At 48.6% G+C, this 21,326-nt stretch carries 14 protein-coding genes; 12 read left to right on the forward strand and 2 right to left on the reverse strand.

Going from position 1 to position 21,326, the window contains the following annotated elements:
* The 9 genes from AC0YNX_RS05375 (at position 1) to AC0YNX_RS05415 (ending at position 13,569) form a co-directional block, all read left to right on the forward strand.
* On the forward strand, positions 1-918 hold the full coding sequence (locus AC0YNX_RS05375; RefSeq protein ID WP_475814597.1) for a carbohydrate ABC transporter permease: 918 nt from the start codon (positions 1-3) through the stop codon (positions 916-918).
* Between the two features lie 2 nt (positions 919-920).
* Positions 921-1,787: a carbohydrate ABC transporter permease gene (locus AC0YNX_RS05380; protein WP_475814598.1), complete on the forward strand. Its 867-nt coding sequence runs from the start codon at positions 921-923 to the stop codon at positions 1,785-1,787.
* Positions 1,788-1,809: 22 nt separating this feature from the next.
* Complete coding sequence (locus AC0YNX_RS05385; RefSeq protein WP_475814599.1) at positions 1,810-3,870, forward strand: YIP1 family protein; 2,061 nt, start codon at positions 1,810-1,812, stop codon at positions 3,868-3,870.
* Complete coding sequence (locus AC0YNX_RS05390) at positions 3,863-6,064, forward strand: DUF5696 domain-containing protein (RefSeq protein ID WP_475814600.1); 2,202 nt, start codon at positions 3,863-3,865, stop codon at positions 6,062-6,064. Before AC0YNX_RS05385 ends, AC0YNX_RS05390 begins: the two co-directional genes overlap by 8 nt.
* A complete protein-coding gene (locus AC0YNX_RS05395) occupies positions 6,061-6,948 on the forward strand; it encodes a carbohydrate ABC transporter permease (protein WP_475814601.1) in 888 nt (295 codons plus the stop codon). Before AC0YNX_RS05390 ends, AC0YNX_RS05395 begins: the two co-directional genes overlap by 4 nt.
* Before the next feature lie 2 nt (positions 6,949-6,950).
* Positions 6,951-7,928, forward strand: a complete 978-nt coding sequence (locus tag AC0YNX_RS05400) for a carbohydrate ABC transporter permease (protein WP_475814602.1) — start codon at positions 6,951-6,953, stop codon at positions 7,926-7,928.
* A gap of 148 nt (positions 7,929-8,076) precedes the next feature.
* A complete protein-coding gene (locus AC0YNX_RS05405; RefSeq protein WP_475814603.1) occupies positions 8,077-9,471 on the forward strand; it encodes an ABC transporter substrate-binding protein in 1,395 nt (464 codons plus the stop codon).
* Between the two features lie 23 nt (positions 9,472-9,494).
* Positions 9,495-12,089: a glycoside hydrolase family 2 protein gene (locus tag AC0YNX_RS05410; protein WP_475814604.1), complete on the forward strand. Its 2,595-nt coding sequence runs from the start codon at positions 9,495-9,497 to the stop codon at positions 12,087-12,089.
* Positions 12,090-12,297: 208 nt separating this feature from the next.
* Positions 12,298-13,569, forward strand: a complete 1,272-nt coding sequence (locus AC0YNX_RS05415; RefSeq protein ID WP_475814605.1) for a nucleotide sugar dehydrogenase — start codon at positions 12,298-12,300, stop codon at positions 13,567-13,569.
* 36 nt (positions 13,570-13,605) lie between these two features.
* Here AC0YNX_RS05415 and AC0YNX_RS05420 read toward each other — a convergent pair whose 3' ends face one another.
* Both AC0YNX_RS05420 and AC0YNX_RS05425 read right to left on the reverse strand, forming a co-directional pair.
* Positions 13,606-14,346 (reverse strand): glycosyltransferase, encoded by a 741-nt coding sequence (locus AC0YNX_RS05420; protein ID WP_475814606.1) that lies wholly within the window; start codon positions 14,344-14,346, stop codon positions 13,606-13,608.
* 15 nt (positions 14,347-14,361) lie between these two features.
* Positions 14,362-15,351 (reverse strand): hypothetical protein, encoded by a 990-nt coding sequence (locus AC0YNX_RS05425; protein ID WP_475814607.1) that lies wholly within the window; start codon positions 15,349-15,351, stop codon positions 14,362-14,364.
* Positions 15,352-15,396: 45 nt separating this feature from the next.
* Here AC0YNX_RS05425 and AC0YNX_RS05430 point away from each other — a divergent pair, with 45 nt between their 5' ends.
* From AC0YNX_RS05430 to AC0YNX_RS05440, 3 genes are all read left to right on the forward strand, one after another.
* Positions 15,397-16,326, forward strand: a complete 930-nt coding sequence (locus AC0YNX_RS05430) for a glycosyltransferase family protein (RefSeq protein ID WP_475814608.1) — start codon at positions 15,397-15,399, stop codon at positions 16,324-16,326.
* Positions 16,327-16,454: 128 nt separating this feature from the next.
* On the forward strand, positions 16,455-19,115 hold the full coding sequence (locus AC0YNX_RS05435; protein ID WP_475814609.1) for a glycosyltransferase: 2,661 nt from the start codon (positions 16,455-16,457) through the stop codon (positions 19,113-19,115).
* Between the two features lie 34 nt (positions 19,116-19,149).
* Positions 19,150-21,108, forward strand: a complete 1,959-nt coding sequence (locus AC0YNX_RS05440) for a glycosyltransferase family 2 protein (RefSeq protein ID WP_475814610.1) — start codon at positions 19,150-19,152, stop codon at positions 21,106-21,108.
* Positions 21,109-21,326 lie beyond the last annotated feature (218 nt).

Consider the following 21,326-nt stretch of genomic DNA (forward strand, 5'->3'; position numbering starts at 1 on the left):
ATGCCGGATATCAGGAGTATACTCGCCAGGCTGTGGAAGGAAAGACTAGCTTACTTATTTCTTGCGCCATTCCTGATCAGCTTCATCGCATTCATTCTTGTGCCCGTAGTGCTGGCGCTGCTCATGAGCCTTACTTCCTACGACGCCTTTAATCGTCCCAAATTTATTGGCTTCGACAATTTCATCGCTCTCTTTACGCAGGATACGATTTTTATGAAATATGCGCTGCCGAATACGCTCAAATTCGCCTTTTTTGTAGGTCCTTGCGGTTATGCGCTCAGCTTCTTCATTGCTTGGCTCATCTATCAGCTTCCGAAGTCGATTCGGGATATCGTGACGCTGGCTGTCTATGCGCCCTCCCTGGCGGGAGGGGTAGCGCTTACGGTTGTCTGGCAGGCAGCCTTTAGCGGCGACTATGTCGGTTATATCAATAACTTCATGATTAAGTACGGTATGATCTCCAAGCCGATTCTGTGGCTGCAGGATCCCAAATACCTGCTGATCATCATGATCATCGTGACGATCTGGATGAGCTTTGGCGTAGGATTCCTTTCCTTGCTTGCCGGGCTAGATACCGTTAACAAGGAACTGTACGAGGCAGGCAAAATCGATGGGATATCCAGCAGACTTCAAGAAGTGTATTACATAACGATTCCGTCCATGAAGCCGCAAATGCTATTTAGTGCTGTCATGGCCATCGTCGGAACCTTGAAGGCAGGCTCGATCTCGGTTCAATTGACCGGATTGCCGATCACACCGCAATATTCCGGCCATCTCATTCTTAACCATATCGACGACTACGCGTTTATTCGCTTTGAACTCGGATACGCGTCCATGGTGTCGGTAGTGCTGCTCTTGATGTCCTATGCGGCTTTGAAGATTAGCTACAAGCTATTTAACCCGAAGGATGGTGAATAGTCATGCAGGCGCTGATCAACCAAGGCCGACGCTTGAAGCTGTTCGAAGTAGTGCTGCTCGTCAGCCTGTTGCTGCTGGCAGCGTTCCTCGCGCTGCCGATCGTGTTCATCATCAACCATGCTTTTAAGCCTTATAACGAGCTGTTCCAGTTTCCTCCAACCTTCCTGGTCAAAGAGCCAACATTGTCTAACTTCTATGATCTCTTCCTTCGCTCCTCAGCCAGTATTGTACCTTTCTCACGCTATTTGTTTAACAGCATCATCGTGACGACGATCTCATTAGTTGCGGTTATTGTTTCTTGTTCCATGGCCGCATACGTGTTGTCCAAATATCAATTCAGCCTTAAGAAGGCCGTAATGGCCATGATTATGCTGTCTCTCATGTTCGCGCCGGAGACCGTGGCAATCCCCCGGTATTTGATCATCAGCTGGCTGCAAATTAACAACACGTACTTCGGGCATATCTTGCCGTTTATTGCCTCTCCCGTTGCCGTGTTTCTCATGAAGCAGTTCGTTGACCAAATTCCGAATGAGATTGTGGAGGCGGCCAAGGTGGACGGGGCTTCGGAAGGGCGCATCTTTCTGCAACTTGTGATGCCGCTTGCAATGCCCGCACTGGCCACAATTGCCATTATTACGTTTCAGAGTGTCTGGAGCGATGGGCAGGCGTCAACCCTCTTCATGCAAGATGAAACGATGAAGACGCTGCCTTACTATATTACGACACTCACGAGCGGAGCTAACAATACGGTTGCAGGCCAAGGCATGGCGGCTGCGGCTGGACTGCTCATGTTTCTGCCGAATCTCATTATCTTCCTGTTCGCACAGAAGCGGATCATGGAGACGATGGTGCATTCCGGCGTGAAATAATGCCAGAGGAAGAGGTTTTCATATGCGTAAATACATGCCGTTAATAGGGCTGATACTCCTGCTGGCGATATTGTTTCCGAGTAGCGCATCTGCAAGGGAGCCTTACTATACGTTCTATCTTAATCATGGTACCGGCGGTGCAGACAGCAAATTGTACTATATGCAGGACATCTACGCCACGGGAATGACCATTGCAGGTAATGGCAAGCTCGCTCTAAGCGGTCCTAGCGACTTGTTTATAACTGCGAATGACCAGCTGTTCGTGGCGGATACAGGCCATAATCGCATTGCTGTATTTGACAGCAACGGTCAATATCTTCGTGAAATCGGCGGACAGGAAGGCAAGAGCGCGCTTCGTGCGCCGGAAGGCGTGTTCGTTACTTCGGAAGGCGAAATTTATGTCGCCGATACGGGCAACCGCCGGATTGCGGTATTTGACGCAGAGGGGAAGTTCGTAAAGGAGTTCCAGAAGCCGGACAATTCGCTGGTGCCCAAATCATTTTATTTCGTTCCGGTGAAAATCACGGTTGATGCTCGCGGCATGATGTATGTGGTTTCGAAGGGCTCTTACCAAGGCCTTGTCCGCGTCAACAAGAACGGGGAATTTACAGGCTTCCTAGGTGGAAACAAGGCAAGCGTGACGATGCTGGACCGAATTAAGAAGTCAATATTCACTGAGGAGCAGATGGCGCAAGAGAGCAAGAAGCTGCCTCAGGAAATAAGCAATATTACGCTCGATCAGTCAGGTTTCCTATTTACTTCGACGCTTGGCGTCGCTGATGACCAGGTTAAGAAGCTGACGGCGGGAGGGCAGAACCGCCTAAGTGATTCGGGCATTATTACAGGCTCCGATCAGATTGTTGATGTTGCTGCAGGCACAAGGGATTTCTATTATGTCCTGGATCGCAGAGTGACAGGGGATGACGACATTGACAGCATGATCTCCGTATTCAGCCCGCAGGGCTCGGAATTATTCACATTCGGAAGTGTTCGCAAGCAATCGGAGCGGCGTGGCGTGCTATCTTATCCCGCCAGTATCGGAATTGATTCGAAGGACCGGATCTGGGTGCTCGATTCGGATATGAATATGCTGCAGGCTTACGATCGTACCTCATTTGGCAAAGCCATTCTAGATGCAACGGCCGACTATTACATTGGCGATTACGAGAAAGGCGCGGATAACTGGCGTCATGTGAGCAAGCTCAACGAAATGATCAACCTGACCTATCTTGGGCTAGGTGAAGCTGCCGAGAAGGAAGGGCGTACTTCGGACGCGATGCAATATTTCAAAAGGTCATATGACGTCGATGGCTATTCCGAAGCGTTCTGGTCATACAGGCTGGATTGGATCGAACGGTATTTTGGTTACTTGGTTGCAGCGCTAGCAAGTGCTTGGCTCATCTACCGCTTTGGAATAAAGAAATTATTGATTTATGTTCACGATCGGATTCCTGAGTCCCTCAAGGGAATTACACAGGATTTACGAGATTGCGGCTACACGATGATACACCCTTATGAAGGGTTTTATCGAATCAAGGGGAGAAACGTTTCCTACTGGAGTCTGCTGATCATAATCCTGCTGGTCTCGGCGGTGAAGCTGGCGTCCATGTATTGGAGCGGGTATATCTTCCATCCGGTTGATCTCCGGCGGATTCAGCCCTGGACGGAGCTTCTCTTGTTCTTCGCTCCGGTATTCACATGGGTAATCGCCAATTATTTGGTCAGCACGGTTAAAGATGGTGAAGGTCGTTTCCGGGAAGTATTGCAAGCCAGCGTGTTCGCCTTGCTGCCCTATGCACTGCTCTCGATCCCGCTTATCTTGTTGACCAATATCCTTGTTCTGGAGGAAGGCATCCTAGTCTCCTCATTAACGAGCATCATGTGGCTGTGGGTCATTCTTCTCTACTTCGTCAGCTCGCAGGTCATTCATAACTTTGACTTTTTTGAGAATTTCAGAAACTCAGCGATTACGGTCTGCACAATCGGAATTATCTGGCTCTTTATCGTGATTTGTACAGGTTTGACATTTAACCTGTCGGATTTCATTTATCAGCTGTATAAGGAGGTCTCTTTCCTTGGGTAGCTTATTGAACATCAGACCACGACGGAAAGTCCTTCTATCGGCGGTATTCATCATTGCGGTTGCAGGTATCGTACTTTTTGCAAGAAGTCAGCTCAGCAGTTCCTTGTCGGATCCGCTCGGAATCGAATTGCGAAAGGCGGAAGCAGCACCTTTACCTGCAGGAGAAAGTTGGACGACAGGTGCCGTAGATAACGAGGGCTTCGCCGAAGCGGCAAGCAATGCAGGCTATGTTCTCGAATTTCAACAGTCGAGCGGACACATAAGGGTTAAGAATCTTCAGAGCGGCGAGACGTGGAGCAGCAACCCGAGTAAGTCCGCACTTGCCAAGGAAACTGTAGCCGGCAATCTCCGCACGAACCTGGAATCGCCGTTCATCATGGAATATTACGAACAGGCTTCCATCCAGCGGAAGGTCGCGAATGCTCTTGGCACCGGCATGAAACTTACGGTCACCAAACAGAAGGATGGCTTAGCTGTTCACTATGATCTGACGTCGCTCCAAATCAAGTTCATCATGAGTTATACGTTAACTGACAAAGGATTGAAAGTTGTCATTCCAGACAGCGGTATGGAAGAGAACGGTAATAACCGTATCGTGTCCATTGAAGCGCTGCCGTTCTTCGGAGCGGCAGCAGCAGATGAAGAAGGGTATCTTCTTGTGCCGGACGGACCAGGCGCGCTTATCCATTTTCCGAGCAACCGTCAGCTTATCGGCAAAGGCTATAACCAGCCTGTATACGGCCCTGAGATCACCACCAAGTCATCGGATTATGACCCGACGGCAGTGTACCCGACCCTTCCGGTGTTCGGCATGAAGAAGGGAGACGATGCTTTTCTAGCCGTTATCAATGGCGGCGCATCGAAGGCAGCGATACGAGCACTTCCTTCAGGAGTTGTCAGTTCGTTCAACTCCATTAACGCCAAATTCGTTTATCGCGAAGAGTATGACCGCCGTCTGAGTCTGGGCGGCAAAGCGACAAGGGTCTTCGAGGAGAATCGTACACAACTGGATGGGGAAATTGAATATTCCTTCCTGACAGGGAAAGAAGCGGATTACGTGGGAATGGCGAAGCGATATCGCGACGAATTGACAGCGGAAGGGAAGCTGCAGCCGACTCAGACTGCACACGGCGATGTGCCGTTAGACCTGATGATCCTATGCGGGAATTCGAACAAATACGATAACAATTACGAAGTGGCGACTACCTTCAGTCAAGCGGAGAAGATCATGATTGACCTGAAGCAGTCTGGCGTAAAACATGCACGCGTCACATTGGATGGCTGGCAAAGTCATGGCAGACTTCATAATTCGGATCCCTTTGACGTCGAGAAGAAGCTTGGAGGCAAGGCTGGTTTGAAGTCGCTCGTTGCGAAGGCACATGAGCTCGGCTATGAGATCGTGCTGAATGTGGACTTTGTCGAAGCGGATTCGGAGACTGATGACCTGTCTCCTAAGAACTTTGGCATTCGTTCAGCCGAAGGCGATGTCATGCTCTTCGGTAGCGATTTCTTTCTTACTCCTAATGTGACCTATCATCTGGCGGAGAAGCTGGTTCGTGAAGCGAAAGCTGTCGAGGTGGACGGAGTCGTCTACGAGGAACTGGGGAACTTTGTTTCTCGTGATTACAATCCTGCTTATCAATACACCCGTGACGATACGGCTCTAATTTATAACTCGATCCTGGATATGACTCGCAAGGAGCTCGGATTTAGCGCTGTTTATACTGGTTATTCTTATTCCTTGGGCCATATCGACCACATCACCGGGATACCGAGAGATACCAACCATTTCTATATGGTTGACGAGATGGTCCCATTCATGCCTATCGCCCTGCACGGCAGCGTGACCTATACGATGGCACCAGGCAACTTGCGCAACGATATGGAGATGGAAAGGCTGAAGGGGATTGAATATGGCGCTGTGCCGTATTTCATGTTGACGGCAGAGTCAAGCAGGACGCTAATGGACACCACGACGTATGGGATCTTCAGCAGCCGATACGAACAGTGGAAGAAGCAATTGCTTCAGGAATATGCAGACATGCAGAAGATGGCTACGGCTGATAATCAGCCGATTACCGATCATTATGAGCTGAAAACCGGCGTTTATGTGACCGAATACGGCAACGGCGTCCGCGTGAAGGTTGATTATAACAATGGACGATTCGATGTGGAAGCAGGGGTGAGCCGATGAACGCCAAGGCGAAAGGAATGGCCAAGTTTGCCTATAAGTGGCGAAGCTATGGAGCAGGCTATCTGTTTATGCTGCCCTGGATGATCGGATTCGCCATATTCATGGCCTTCCCCATCGGCTGGTCGCTGTATCTGACATTCCAGAAGGTCAGCTTGTCCGGTACGGGATTCAAGTATTCCTACATTGGCTTGCAGAACTTCAAGGATGCGTTATTCAAGGATAATGAATTTACCATTCAGCTTCTTGTATTCCTGCAGCAGATGATTTTTATGATACCCGTCATCATTATTTTCTCGTTGTGTGTTTCTATCCTGCTTAATCAGCAGTTTCCCGGACGCTTCCTGTTCCGAGCAATCTTCTTCTTGCCGGTTATCTTCTCTACTGGTCAAGTATTAACGGAGCTGTTCCAGCAGGGAGCAGGAGACGTACCGTTCATCGCCCAGTATGGAATAGACACGTACGTTACGGAGAATTTCAGCAAATCCATCGCGGATCCGCTGCTCAACATTCTCGGCATGATGATCCTGATCCTCTGGTCGTCAGGGGTGCAGATCCTTATCTTCATTGCTGGTTTTCAGACCATCTCCAGATCGATCTACGAAGCGGTTCGCATCGATGGAGCTTCTCCGTGGACCAGCTTCTGGAAAATCACGCTGCCTGGTATCAAGCCGTTTATTGCGCTAAACCTGCTGTACACGATGGTGGATCTGTTCACATTCCCGTTCAATCCCATTATGGAACAGATCAAATTAAACATGTTCGATATCTCAACCGGATACGGGTACGCCAGCGCAATTGCATGGATCTACTTTATCGTCATTATGATTCTGATTGCCTTAATCATGCTGTTCCTGAACAATTCCAATAAAGCGAGGAGGGCCTAAAGATGAAGACCGAAGCTGTCGTTCGGCGGTACACACGCCAGGTCCGTTCCTATGTCAACGGTCGCAAGGCACAACGGGTTAAGCTGGCCGTGCTAGGACAGCACATGAACGACGGGCTGCTCGCTAAGCTGTTCATTTATTTCTTGTTATCGATTACTGCTTATCTGTACCTGCAGCCATTCTTCTACATGATCAGCACGATGCTGAAAGGGTTATCCGATCTGCTGGACCCGACAGTGAAATGGATTCCGAGAACGATCGATTGGAATAATCTCGCCCAGGCGATCAAAGGGCTAAGCTATCCGCATTCATTCATGAATTCGCTGCTGCTGGCGGTAGGCGGGTCGCTGTTGCAAGTGTTTGTATGCGCCTTAACTGGTTATGCGCTTGCGCGGCTGCAATTTCCCGGGAAGAATTTCTTCTTTGCGCTCGTCTTCCTGACGTTCCTAATCCCGCCGCAAGTCATCATGATTCCGCTGTTTGTTATCTTCAGCAAGCTGGGCTGGCTCGGTACCCCGTTCGTATTTCTGGTTCCGGCGCTGCTGGGGCAGGGACTCAAGAGCGCGCTCTTTATCATTATCTTCCGGCAGTTCTTCCTGTCTCTTCCCAAGGCGCTCGAAGAAGCAGCTATGATCGACGGAGCTTCGATGTTCAGGCTGTTCTTCCGGATAATTATGCCGCTTGCTTCATCGGCTTGCCTGGTTGTCTTCTTGTTCTCTTTCATCTGGTACTGGAATGAAGGCTATCTGACCTCGATGTTCCTATCGGGTGATTTCATCCCGCTGTCGAATAAGTTGTCCGGTCTGGAGGCGGCGATCTTCGGTGACAATCCGAGCATGGCAGCAAAGACACAGAATCCGGTGACCGAAGGGACCAAGATGGCAGGCGCGTTCCTCATTGTGTTCCCGCCGCTTGTTCTCTATATGATTGCACAGCGGTGGTTTGTTGAAGGAATCGAGCGGACCGGTCTTGTGGATTAATATGCCAAGGATGCAGGTTTGACTAATGGTAGGGGGGATGCCATAGAGCAAGCGGGGAAGATCAGTATCAGAGAATGGGTACGATTCCAGGGGACCAATAGGAAATTCGCAATCTTAATAATCGAAAGATAAATAGGAGGATTAGTCCATGATTAAGAAAAGAATTCCGATGATGCTATTGTCCGTAGTAATGATGTTCACGCTTATTCTGAGTGCATGCTCGAGCAACAATAACAAGCCAGCAAACACGACAGCAGATACGACAGCAAACAAGAACACGGCAACTGAATCAACAGATGCCAAGTCAGACACAAAAGAACAACCGGCGACTGATGAGCCGATTACGCTGAACTACATTCGTGGGTCCGCAGTTTCGGAGAATGAACAGAAGGTTCTGGATATGTTCCATGAGAAGAACCCGAACATTACGGTTAATATCGTTCAAGCTGATGGCGGTGGTCTGAACGATATGCTGGAGAAAGCGACTGCGCTTCAGGCAGCAGGTACTCCAGCGGACATTATATGGGTTCAAGATACGATCCCTTTCGCGAAGGATAATCTTCTGGTAGATTTGGCGCCTTACATGAAGTCGGATGCAGTACTTAGCACAGCCAAAATCCCGGCAAGCTCGCTCGAAGCGCTGCAGTTCAAAGGCCAGCAGCTCGCGCTGCCTCGCGCGGAGAATCCAATTATCATGTTTGTGAACAAGGACCTGTTGGCTAAACACGGCATCGACATGCCTAAGAACAACTGGACGTGGGACGAATATCGTGAAATTGCTAAGAAAGTAACAGATCCAAGCGTTGGCGAGTATGGCATTGCGTACGGTCAATTCAACTCTATCATTACAGCAGGCGTACTAGGCGTAGCGAATGGCACATCTCCTAACTTGTATTTCATGGATCAAGATTGGAAGCAAAGCTTGATGACAACGCCTGAAGCTAGAAACGACATTGAATGGATTAAGAACCTGCAAGACGTCGACCATTCCATCGGTGTGTGGGCAGATCTGGAGAAATCCGGTACAGATTGGATGAAAGGTAACGTTGCGTTCGAAATTCACGGGGTTTGGGAAGGCAAGAACAAACGGGAAAATGCTAAATTCAACTGGGATGTATTGCCGCTTCCAGCAGGCAAATCGAAGCAAGTAGGTTATACGGTAGGTACTGGTATTGGCGTACTTAGCTCTTCCAAGCATCAGGATGCAGCAGTCAAGTACCTCTCGTTCATGAATACAGTTGAAGCACAGAAGATCATGCTGCAGAACGGTGACTTCCCTCTTACGGAAGACAAGGAGCTGAAGGATGCGCTGCTCGAGACGCCAATCTGGAAGAATACGAATATCCTTGCCACAATCGGCGTGGAGATGAGAGCTGAGCCAGTTGGTAAAATCGTAGGCGCTTCGGAATATGTGCAATGGTGGAGCGACGAAGTACAGCATGCGTTCAAAGAAGGCGAAGATTTAAGCAAACCGATCTTTGAAAAAGCACAGCATTTCAACGAATTTACATTGGGTCTGCGTAAAGAGCTGGGCTTGGAATAAGTCAGAGAGGGTGAGATGCAGCAGTGAGACAGGACAATAGAGTACCGCAATATTCCACGGCAGGCTTCTACGGCATTGAAGGAAGTCCGAGACAAGTATTTAATTTCAATCCAGGCTGGCGTTTCCTTAAAGGAGACGCGCCTGGCGCTCATGAAGTCCAGTTCGATGACAGAGTCTGGGAGGCAGCCATGCTGCCTCACGGCCTTGAAATTCTTGGCGAGAATGCGAGTGGGATGCGCAATTATCAAGGTACTGCCTGGTACCGCAAGAAGTTCAATCTTCCTGAAGAACTGAAGGGCAAACGGACCGTTATTCATTTCGAAGCGGTCATGGGCATTGCGGATGTTTGGGTGAATGGCCAGCTAGTCGTGCAGCATCTAGGCGGTTATCTTCCATTCGCGGCTGATATCAGCCACCTTGTCTATCCAGATGGACGGGATAACATCATTGCAGTAAGGGCAGATAACTCCAATGATCCAAGCTATCCGCCGGGCAAACCGCAGGATTATCTGGATTTCAGCTACCTTGGCGGGATTTATCGTGACGTGTACATGATCGCAACGGAACAGCTTCATGTCACGCATAATCTTCTTAGCTCAACAGTTGCGGGCGGCGGCGTATTCGTAGGGATACGGGATGTCACTGGAAACGATGCAGACATTGAAATACGCACGGAAGTGATGAATGAAGACGGAGTACGCCGGTATTTCACGCTGCGTACCGTGCTTGAGAACGAGGATGGCCAGGAATTGCTCGTCTTCGAAGAGATTGCGGAGCTGCAGCCTGGCGAGAAGGAAACATTCATCCAGCGAATGAATCCGCAAGGCGTTAAACTATGGCATCCTGATGCTCCTTACCTCCACTTCATCCGTACGGAAGTGTCGGTAGAGGGCAGGATGATCGACAGCTTCAGAACCCGCTTCGGCATCCGGCTGTTCGAGATGCGTGGTGACGATGGTTTCTACGTCAACAAAACGTTTATCGGACAGAAGCTGAGCGGCGTCAATCGCCATCAGGATTATGTCTATGTCGGCAATGCGCTGCCGAATTCCGGACAATGGCGCGATGCGGTGCTGCTCCGGGAAGGCGGTTCCAACGTCGTGCGCGCAGCCCATTACCCGCTGTCTTCTGCATTTATGGATGCATGTGATGAGCTCGGGCTGCTTGTCACGGTTGCTAACCCGGGCTGGCAATTCTATAACGGCGAAGATCCTTTGTTCGAACAGCGTGTATTCGAAGATACGCGTGCCATGGTAAGACGTGACCGGAACCGTCCGGCTGTACTTCTGTGGGAGACGGCGCTTAATGAAACCGATGATCAGCCAGTGTCCATGCTGAAGGAAATGCACCGGATCGTCCATGAAGAATTCCCGTATCCTGGGGCGTTCACATGTGCAGACGTGGACAGTGCCAAAGAAGCGGGATTCGACTTCTATTACCATGGCAGCATGCAAGATGAGAAATGCTCGCTGACTAGAGAGTATGGCGATGGCGGCGAAGTCGACAACTTTGGTTCCCAGAACGCGATGACCCGCGTGAAGCGGGAATGGGGCGAGCAGGCTATGCTCAACCAAGCGATGATTCGCGCGAAAGATCTGGACGATATCTACTCAACGCCGCCGAAGCGGATTGGCGCAACGGTATGGTGCGGGATCGATCATCAACGAGGCTACCATCCCGATCCGTTCCTCGGCGGGGTGCTCGATCTCTATCGAATCCCTCGTTATTCCTATCATTTGTTCAAGAGTCAATATTCGCCTGACTTTAAGTTGAAGGGCATCGAAACAGGTCCGATGGTTTATATCACTCACGAGCTGACACAGGTATCTGGCAGTGACGTGATCTTGTTCACGAACTGCGAGGAAGTGCGTCTGACTTGGCTTGGCGAGCTTATCGGCACGCGCAAGCCGGAGCCGAATTACACGGCAATGCCGAATCCGCCGGTTGTGTTCAAGGATGTGTTCGACTTCCATGAGATCTCGACGAACTGGAGGCATCGCACGGGCGAAATCAAGATGATCGCTGAAGGCCTCATTAACGGTGAAGTGGTCTGCCGCGAAGAGAAAGTGTACTCCGAATGGCTGGCGGGCGTGAAGCTGGAGGTTGACGATGTCAACATCGGCCTTACCGCTGACGGCTCAGATTTTGTACCGGTTCGAGCGGTACTGGTCGATCATAAAGGCGTTCCGAAGGTACTGGGCAACGAGTACATTCAATTTGTTGTGGAAGGACCTGGAGAAATCATTGAAGGCCCATTGCCAGGTGCCAATCCGGCGCGCACCTTGTTCGGCACGGCAACGGTATTCGTTCGTGCAACAACGGAAGCGGGTGATATTACGGTTAAGGCATTCTGCCAGGGTCTCGCTTCCGACCAAATCGTGCTTCGCTCGGAGCAGCCTGCATTGCCAATGCTTTATGATACATCGTATGTTCAAGAGAGTCGCGCAGCCGAAACAAGAGCAACAGCTCCGCTAGCTGCTGCAAATAATCAAGCGATTACGTCGTCCAGCGGAGAAGCTGAAGTAATTCAGAAGCTGGAGTCAACGATCAAGCGCCTGCAGCTCGAGTTGACCAGCAAGGAGCAGGACATTATGGAGTTGCGAGGAAGCCGCGCGTAACGAATAGAACTCTAATCCGCGCATCGCGAGCACATTGGAAAAGGTACAGCTTCTCTCTAAGAAGAGAATGCTGTACCTTTTTTGTTTGTTACTCTTCGTCGTCATGCTTCAGCCCCGAATCTGGATAAAGACAGGCATTTATCTATACAGAAGAGGAGCGAGATGCGTACCATGGTACAGATGCAGTGAAACAGGGAGAAGGTCTGTTATGAGCAATCGATCCTCATTCCGTATAGGAATTGTCGGTCTAGGTTACGTGGGTTTACCACTTGCAAAATTATTCCTGGATAAAGGGCACATTGTTCATGGAATAGATATTGATGAGCATCGGGTGAGCTCTTTATTCAATAGGAAAACCTACTTATCGGATTTCACTCACAGCGATGTGTTTGATATGTTTGCGAGCAACAATTTCTTCGTCAGCAGCTCCTTCGAATCTGTCAAGGAGCTCGATACGATTCTTATCTGTGTACCGACGCCGCTTACTGAACACCATCAACCGGACTTAAAGCATGTCATTGGTGCGGTCAGAAGTATTTTGCCTTATATGAAGCCAGGTCAGCTCATTGTTCTCGAAAGCTCCACCTTTCCAGGTACGGTAGAGGATATACTGCTGCCTCTAATAGAGTCGGAAGGATTCATTGTCGGAGATGATATATCCTTAGCCTATTCTCCGGAAAGGATTGACCCCAGCAGCCACTGGAAGCTGGAGGACATACCGAAGATCGTCGGAGGCGTTACCCGGAAATGTACGGATAAGGCCAGGGAAATCTATGAAACTGCATTCTCGAATGTCGTCGTCGTCTCATCTCCCCGTGTAGCAGAAATGGCCAAATTACTGGAGAACAGCCAGCGATTTGTGAATATTTCTTTTATGAACAGTCTCGTTGAGGTGTGTGAAGCCATGAGCATTAATCTGTGGGAGGTTATCGATGCAGCGGGCACGAAGCCTTTTGGTTATATACCGTACTATCCGGGGCCGGGGGTAGGGGGGCATTGCATACCGATAGATCCGATTTATTTGCTCTGGGCTGCCAGAGGTTACGGAATGGATCTGCCGTTTATTGAACTGAGTCAGCAAGTGAATGACAAGATGCCGGAATATGTCGCGGCAAAGATTAATCGTTATGTAAGCCAATCCCAAGGCGGAACCCATATCCTTATTATTGGCGTCGCATATAAGAAGAACGTAAATGATATACGCGAATCTGGAGCACTGCGAATTATGGAGAGGTTAATAGAGTGGGGTTACAACGTAGACTATCACGATCCCTATGTGGAGGAGCTCCAGCTTGGGGAATGCGAGCTGAAGAGTACGCCATTGTCGGCTGAAAGCGTGGAAGCTTACGCTTGTACCGTGATATTGACCGATCATGCCCAAGTTCCTTATGAATTGCTTGTTAAGCATTCACGGCTTGTCATTGATTGTCGGAATGCAACCAAGCATTTGCAAGACCGAAACAACGTGATATTACTCTAAGGCATAAGAAGAGTAGCTTCTATTGCAAGGTGACGATTACAGCCCAAACCAATTTCGAACTACCGTGGGATGTCTGCCTTCAAACTTCGCCGTGAGAATCTCGTATTCATCATGTGAATGCTTAAAATTAGGGTCGCCGATATGACCATTCACGCCTAGATCCATTCGACGGTTATCCCCGAATTTGATTCGCCTCCCAATTGCATAGTGGTAATGATACAAGGGTACGGGAACACTTCTGCGAGGTTCCTTCCAGATGGAAGCTCCGCCAGCGGCTTGCAGCGTGCAATGATGTTTCTCGTCCCGGTACCTGATTCCGATTCCGTTGCGCCACATACGCAATATATCATTCGACCAGCGAGCGTCGCCGGTGGCGTTGACGCGAATAGTATCCAAGTCGCACCACAAGTTAACGAAAGGAAACTGATACACATTCGTTTCGCTGTCTTCCATGAGCTTCGGCAACTCTTCCGCGAATCGATCGTCGAAGATTTCATCAACGTCCAGATTGGCGATCCAGTCGGAGGTCGCTTGCTCCACCATGAAATTGCGTACTTCGGATTCATTCCAATCATCGGTGTAAGGTAGCCCGGCTTGCTTCATGGTAAAGAGCCGAATATTGGCTTTATGGCGATAGCTCTCGATCCATTCCAAAGTTCGATCTTCGCTGCCTCCATCAACGATAATGATCTCGTCTGCAAAGGTCATCACGCTTTCCAGGAATAAAGGCATGAATGTCTCTTCATTCAATACCGGCGTTATGACGGTTAATGACATAACAGTCGCCTCACTTTACAATTGATTCGCTTTCTCCTTCTCCGCTTCAATAATACCCGGCAGAGCTTCAAGAAAGCGGACTTGTTCGATTGGACACGGAGCCGCTTCGGCCCGTTCCGCTACGGTAACAAACCAATGGGGAAAACGGCAGACGGCGCGATATATAGCTTCATGCGAACGTGCATCGGGATTCAAACGAAAATATTCCTCTAATACGTTGCCAATATGCCTTGAGGGGAATGACAGTTTATCTTGCAGATCTGACATGACCTGATGCATGTCGCATACTTGAAGCGAAATACGAGCACTATCGAAGTCAACGAGGAGTGATCCTTCTCTCCGATATAAGATATTGCCCCTATGCAGATCGAAATGCGTAACGGTCTTTAGGCGGATTGCTTCTTCTAGGTACATGTCCGTATCAAGACTTGTCATTTCCTCGAGAGCTTGACTGGCAAGCATCAGAGCACTCTGATATGTGCTGCTAAGTTCAGGTGATGGCGGCGAATTCGCCCATCGCTTTAATTTCACGAGCTTCCGCTCAAGAACAGCAAACCACTGCTTTCGTGTCAGCGGACCATAGCTATCAGGCGATGGATTGCCCAGTCCTCTGGCTTCTCGATGAAAGCTAGCGACAGAACGTATATAGGAATATGGATTTCGAATAAGCTTGCCCTTTGCCCATCTTGCCAGATAACCGTATTGATTTGTGCCCATGGCCTGGAATAGCAATTCTCCCGATGAAGTTAGCATCACTTCCGGTGCGAGCTTCTTTAAACCGAGACTGTGGTGCAAGGTGACGGGGTAAGTTGAACTCCCATCCATGACTTTAAGTGCGTACGCATCTTGACCGTCGTGGAGCTTCCATACGCCCCGATTGCTCCTGGCTCCAATACAGGTTGCAGACCATTGCCCCGAATGATAATGCGTCTTCGCCCATTCGATGACCTGTTCAATATCCGTTGCGTACACCTCCAGAATGATTGCGTACTTCATCTTATTCATGAATGCTGTTCTCTACAACGCTTCATCAGAAAAGGGGGCGAAACGATGAACGGATTAAACGTTTTGTTTATTACTGCGGATTTTGGACGGTATGTTCAGCGTAGCTTCGCGTATTTCAACAGCGCGCTAGCCGAAATGGTCAACTTAACGGTATGGCATGAGGCAGGACCTATTAACGAGATTCTCCGGCTGCTTCCTGTACGCCCCGATTATATTCTGTTAAACGATCTGAGGGATACTCACACGCCAACCATTGAGGGATTAGAGAAGCTTGATATTCCCCTTGGAACGATCCTACATGATGCACACTATATGATTGATAAGCGGAAAGCGTTTTACACTCGCAGCAATGTGACGCATATCTTTACGATTTATCGCGATTCGTTTCTAAGATGGTATCCGGAGTTTGCAGATCAGATGCAGTGGCTTCCTCATTTTGCCAATACGGATGTATTCCGAGACTATCAGCTGGACAAAGACATCGACATCATGCTGCTCGGATGCACGGCGCGTAAGTATTACCCTCTAAGGAGTAAGATGCTGGATCGCCTGAAGAATCGGGAAGGATTCTTTTATCGGGATCATCCTGGATATCGCAATTTCTCGCCCGAAGAAGAACAAGATGCTCTCGTAGACCAATCATTCGCAATCGCCATTAATCGTGCGAAGCTCTTTCTAACCTGCGACTCCACCTACCATTATCCGCTGCGAAAATATTACGAGGTACTCGCTTGCCGGACCTTGCTGCTTGCATCCGCGTCGCAAGAGCTTCTCGATCTCGGATTTGTTCCGGGTATCCATTATGTGGAGGTCAATGAACATGATTATGAAGAGAAGATCGAGTATTACTTGAATAACGAAGTCGAGCGCAATCGAATTGCAGGCGCAGGGTTAGAGCTTATCCAAACGCATCATACCGCTCGGCATCGTGCACAGCAATTCGTAGATTTCATCAAGCAATTCTTGAGAGGATAGGACCTAAATAGAGGAAATGAGCAGGGCCACTTTTTTGGTATACGCCCGGGGGTATTCAACCACACGCATAAGACATGGAGGCATATAGTAGTAAGCAAATGCGGAAGTGTGAGCAGAAAAGGAGTTACATGATGATCACAAAAAAGAGAGTGGCGGAACGGAAAAAAGGTAAATCGGAAACACTCTTAAGCTATCGCAAGCCAAAGAAGACGATCGGGATGAAGCCAAGAACGCGGACGAAAGGCAATAAGCTGAAATCGCTCGTTCCAAAGGCAAGTCCACTGCTCACGCCTTCGCTAACCAAACCCGCTGCTCCCATTCTGGATTTAGTTCCTGCTATCAACAAGGGTCCTGCTAAGGACTTGCTTCATATAGAACCCGCCGGTAAATACTCGCTAGACGTTTTCCGCTTCCCTATAATCGATTGGCATTACCGTTGGCAGCGCCCGCAGCAATTCAGCATGCAGTTTGCGAATGACGGCTATCGCGTATTCTACTTCCATGTGGATACCACTGCAATCGCGGACCCAGAAGCAACGTTTGACGATATAAGTAGGCAACTAGAAGTTAATAAGATTCAGGAGCAGATATGGACGGTGCGGCTCTGCTCTCATAAACCGCTTAATGCTTATCGGGACATCATTCGGAACGAACTTGATGTTCAATATTTGCTATGGTCGTTGGAAGCGATCAAGCAGCGGTTTGGGATTACGAACATACTATCCATCGTGGATCTTCCATTCTGGTCTACGCTCGTATACCGTTTGCACAATAACACGATTATTTATGATTGCATGGACGAACACCATGGCTTCGATAATGTGTCTACTGATAATCTCGCGTTGGAAGAACCTTTGCTGAGGCGAGCCGATCTCGTCATTTCCTCTTCGGAACGGTTATTATCCAAATCGAGCGAAATGACTTCTAACGTGATTTTATTGCGGAACGCAGCTGATTTTGATTATTTCAGCACTGCTCCAGAACATCTCGCCGACAAACTCCGTGATATGCGGAAGCCAGTGATTGGTTATCATGGGGCGATTGCCCACTGGTTTGACAATGAGCTCATCACCTACCTGTCCACTCGCAATCCGGATTGGAATTTCGTCCTGATCGGACATAACTACTCCGTTGATCGTCACCAGTGCGGGGACAATGTCCATTTCATCGGCGAGCTTCCTTATCATGAATTATCCAGTTATATGCACGGTTTCGACGTATGCATCATTCCGTTCCGGCTCAATCCGCTCACGCTGGCTACCAATCCCGTCAAGGTGTATGAATATTTGTCAGCTGGTAAGCCCGTTGTAGCGACAAGGTTACCCGAGCTTGAAGCAATGGATGGTTTGGTTGCCGTCGCCGATACGTACATGCAGTTTGAAGAAGCGATTCAACTAGCGCTATCAGATAAGGAGAAGAAGGATCAGACAGGGCTGCGCTCGGAATATGCGAACAAACATACCTGGGCAGTTCGCTACCAGGAACTCAAGAATACGCTAACAACAAAATTGTTTCCGAAGGTCAGTATTGTAATCGCCGCATATAACAACGTCGAGTTTACGCAGCGCTGCTTGGCAAGCATCTTTGCGCATAACCGGAATCCCAACCTTGAAGTCATCGTGATCGATAATGGTTCGAACGATGAAACGAATAATCTAAGGTGCATCAATAAACAAATGAAACTGATCCGCCTTGCACAGAACTTGGGTTACGCAGCAGCGAACAATCTTGGCTGCCGAATCGCGGCAGGGGATTATATCATTCTGCTCAATAATGATACCCTCGTATCGGAAGGTTGGATGGAAGGACTGATCGAACCGCTTCGCAATAACGCTGAGCTTGGGATCGTCGGTCCGGTGTCCAACAGTGTCGGAAACGACCAGATGCTTGAATTTGCGGTAAGTAACGATGAGCAGGGGGGAGACCCTGGTTTTCTGCGCGCATTGAAGCAATTGTATAATGGGCGGATACGATTGACCGATAACTTGGGCTTTTTTTGCGTGGCGATGAAGCGGGATGTCTTCGTGAAGGTTGGCAGCTTGGATGAAGAGTTCGGAATCGGCATGTTTGAAGACGACGATTATTGTCTGCGAATAAGACAATCCGGCTATCAGTTGGCCATTGTGGAAGATGTGTTTGTTCACCACTATGGCAGCGCCACATTGAAGCAACTGCCGAGCCCGCAGTATCAATGCTTGTTTGATCTGAATAAACGCCGATTTGAGACCAAGTGGAATCTTCCATGGCAGCCTCACTCCAGGCCTTTATCCGCTTTCGCAGGGCTCCATGCCAGCGAAGATATTGCGAATGCGTTTGGCAAGCTTGAAGCTTACAAGATATTGATCCTTGGCGACTCTGCGGTTACTACAGATGAATCTACTTCGAAGTTGATGGCTCAATACTCGTCACAAGAGAATACCATCGTGATTATGCATGTACACCGTTACTTCAATAAGCCTATCGAAGGAATCCGTAAAGTCGGACCATCTCTTTATTTAACCAACCAACTCGAACTCATAGAGTCTGCAGTCTTTGATCTTATTCTATATAGCGGAACTATGGAGATCTACCCCGTACGAACAACAAAACTGGCGATAGATGCTGCATCTTACACCAGCGGGGAGATGAAACGTTTGACTAAACAGCTTTCTATTTGGTTAAAGAAAGCGAAGCGGGAAGTGCAGTTAGAGTGCTTCCTCATACCTGGTCAAAAGAAAGTCTCTGCTGCAGAATGGGTCTCCGGCGAGAATCTTCATATGTTCAAATTGAACTTACTCAAGCCCGGATGAAGAGTTTAGCTGACCTCAATTAGGAGGGATACCCATGAATAGTCCCGCGAAGGGAAAAGTAACCGTCGTCATCCCGGTGTATAACCGTGCCCATTATTTACCATATGCCATTCAAAGCGTAGTGACACAAAGTTTCACGGATTGGAAGCTCATCATCTTGGACGATGGCTCCACGGATGAAACTCATGAAGCGGCTAAGCTTTACCTCTTGGATGAGAGAATCCAGTATATTCGGTTTGCTGACAATCGCGGAACAGGCGCAGTGCTGGCCGATGCGCTAACATTCATCCAGACGCCGTATTTCGTCATATTGGATTCCGACGATTGGTTGGACGTACGAGCAGTAGAAACATTGCTGGGCGATATGGAAAACCAAGACGAGAATACAGGCATGGTGTTTGGCAACAGTGTCATCTGGACCGAGAAGGAAGGTGCCATCCAGCTTAAGCGTATAGAGAAGCATAGGTCCTTCGATGACAAATATGACTTTATGCTGTACCCTCCGATGGTTAGGCCGCGTTTCTTCCGTACAGAAGCCGTACGCGAAGTAGGTGGCTTCGAGCTGGATGATCCTTATCAAGGACGCTATATGGAGGATCGTTATTTGTTGCTTAAATTAATAAGCAAGTATCGGTTCCACTACATTGACGCGAACCTCTATCATTTGCGGCTTCATGAATCCAATGTTTCCGGAAAACCAAACCATATTCGATTTCAAGAAACCAGGGTTTACGTATATCCCAAGCTATTGAGACAGTGGGGCGACGAATTTCTGCCGATATTTGAAGAATCTGCCGGATGGTTGCACCTGAGGAATTTAATACCGAAGACGAAGGACAGTCCAAAGCTGGAATACCGCAAGAGCAAGGAAGTAACCGAGCAATCCAAGTTCAATGACCTGAAAGTGACGGTCGTCATGCCGACTTACAATCGCGCCACCTATATAAGGGACGCGATTCAAAGCGTGCTGGATCAGACTTTGCCGAATTGGCAATTGCTTATTATTGACGATGCTTCCACCGATCAGACCGAAGAGATTATGAAGGATTATTGGCATGACAAGCGGATCTCCTATGTGAAGCGTCCGATTAACGGAGGGATCGGCACAGTTCTCAACGATGCGTTAAAGCTGGTGTCGACCCCATATTTCATGCAGCTGGATGCAGACGATTGGATCGAGAAGGATACGCTAAGCGTTCTGCTGCAAGGCATGGAAGAGGCCGGCGAGGGTACCGCTTTAGCATACGGGAACACAGTCCACCATAGGAAAAAGAATGATTTGGGGATATTCGATATCCTTCAACATCGCGAATTTACGGATAAATACGATGTACTGCTGTACCGCTGGATGGTCATTCCCCGTTTCTATCGCACAAGGTCCGTACGCGCCGTTGGAGGATGGGACTTGAATGTTCCTTTCCTTGGGCGATACATGGAAGACCGGCAGATGTTCTATAAGCTGGCCGAACATTTCAAGTTCCTGCATGTCGATCGGGAGTTGTATCATTATCGTCTCCATGGCGCCAATCTTTCGCTCTCGAATATAGAGAAATATGCGGAATTAAGAATCTATTTAGTGCACTATTTCTTTCATAAATGGAAGGGCTCAGAGGAAACGAATCGTGTTATAGAATGGCATCTGAATGAGCAAGGTTGGCCTCAATTCCGTCTTGTACCCGTTGACCAGCGAATAAAATATAGGTATGTTCTCGGGGCTGCAGTTAGAGAGGAACTGTCTGAACAGGGCAAAAGCTTCATCGCAGGACTCTACAATTCATATCCGGATTCCGATGAAAGGGTCATCGTGTTCACCTTGGATCGTGTGAATGCGAAAGGAAGATATCTGAAAGGCAGTGCGCTGAAGGATTTGCATAACGAGCCTATAAAGGAACAATTGTACCCTTTGCCTGAGAGAATATATGTGCACGACGCGAAGCTGTATGAGAAAGCGAAGGCATATGGTGATGCAGCCGGTTTCAGCGTTGTATTATAGAGTCGCTAGGGATGCTGTGTGACTTCTAGCTAAACCGCGAAAATCGCGGTTTTTTTTATTTATGGGATTAATTATTTTGGACTACTTTCATTAATGGCATTAATTTAATCTCAATGACTGCGCATAAATCATGTGCTAGTTTGGAAAGATTTGATTTATTCGGTTTCTCTGTCATAACTGTAACCTTTTCATTCTTCATCCCGTCTACAGAAATATCA

The sequence above is a fragment of the Paenibacillus sp. J31R98 genome (genome assembly GCF_056269245.1).

Coding starts and splice junctions, on each gene's coding strand:
- AC0YNX_RS05375 (WP_475814597.1), top strand. CDS start 1: ATGCCGGATATCAGGAGTATACTCGCCAGGCTGTGGAAGGAAAGACTA.
- AC0YNX_RS05380 (WP_475814598.1), top strand. CDS start 921: ATGCAGGCGCTGATCAACCAAGGCCGACGCTTGAAGCTGTTCGAAGTA.
- AC0YNX_RS05385 (WP_475814599.1), top strand. CDS start 1,810: ATGCGTAAATACATGCCGTTAATAGGGCTGATACTCCTGCTGGCGATA.
- AC0YNX_RS05395 (WP_475814601.1), top strand. CDS start 6,061: ATGAACGCCAAGGCGAAAGGAATGGCCAAGTTTGCCTATAAGTGGCGA.
- AC0YNX_RS05400 (WP_475814602.1), top strand. CDS start 6,951: ATGAAGACCGAAGCTGTCGTTCGGCGGTACACACGCCAGGTCCGTTCC.
- AC0YNX_RS05405 (WP_475814603.1), top strand. CDS start 8,077: ATGATTAAGAAAAGAATTCCGATGATGCTATTGTCCGTAGTAATGATG.
- AC0YNX_RS05415 (WP_475814605.1), top strand. CDS start 12,298: ATGAGCAATCGATCCTCATTCCGTATAGGAATTGTCGGTCTAGGTTAC.
- AC0YNX_RS05420 (WP_475814606.1), bottom strand. CDS start 14,346: ATGTCATTAACCGTCATAACGCCGGTATTGAATGAAGAGACATTCATG.
- AC0YNX_RS05425 (WP_475814607.1), bottom strand. CDS start 15,351: ATGAATAAGATGAAGTACGCAATCATTCTGGAGGTGTACGCAACGGAT.
- AC0YNX_RS05430 (WP_475814608.1), top strand. CDS start 15,397: ATGAACGGATTAAACGTTTTGTTTATTACTGCGGATTTTGGACGGTAT.
- AC0YNX_RS05435 (WP_475814609.1), top strand. CDS start 16,455: ATGATGATCACAAAAAAGAGAGTGGCGGAACGGAAAAAAGGTAAATCG.
- AC0YNX_RS05440 (WP_475814610.1), top strand. CDS start 19,150: ATGAATAGTCCCGCGAAGGGAAAAGTAACCGTCGTCATCCCGGTGTAT.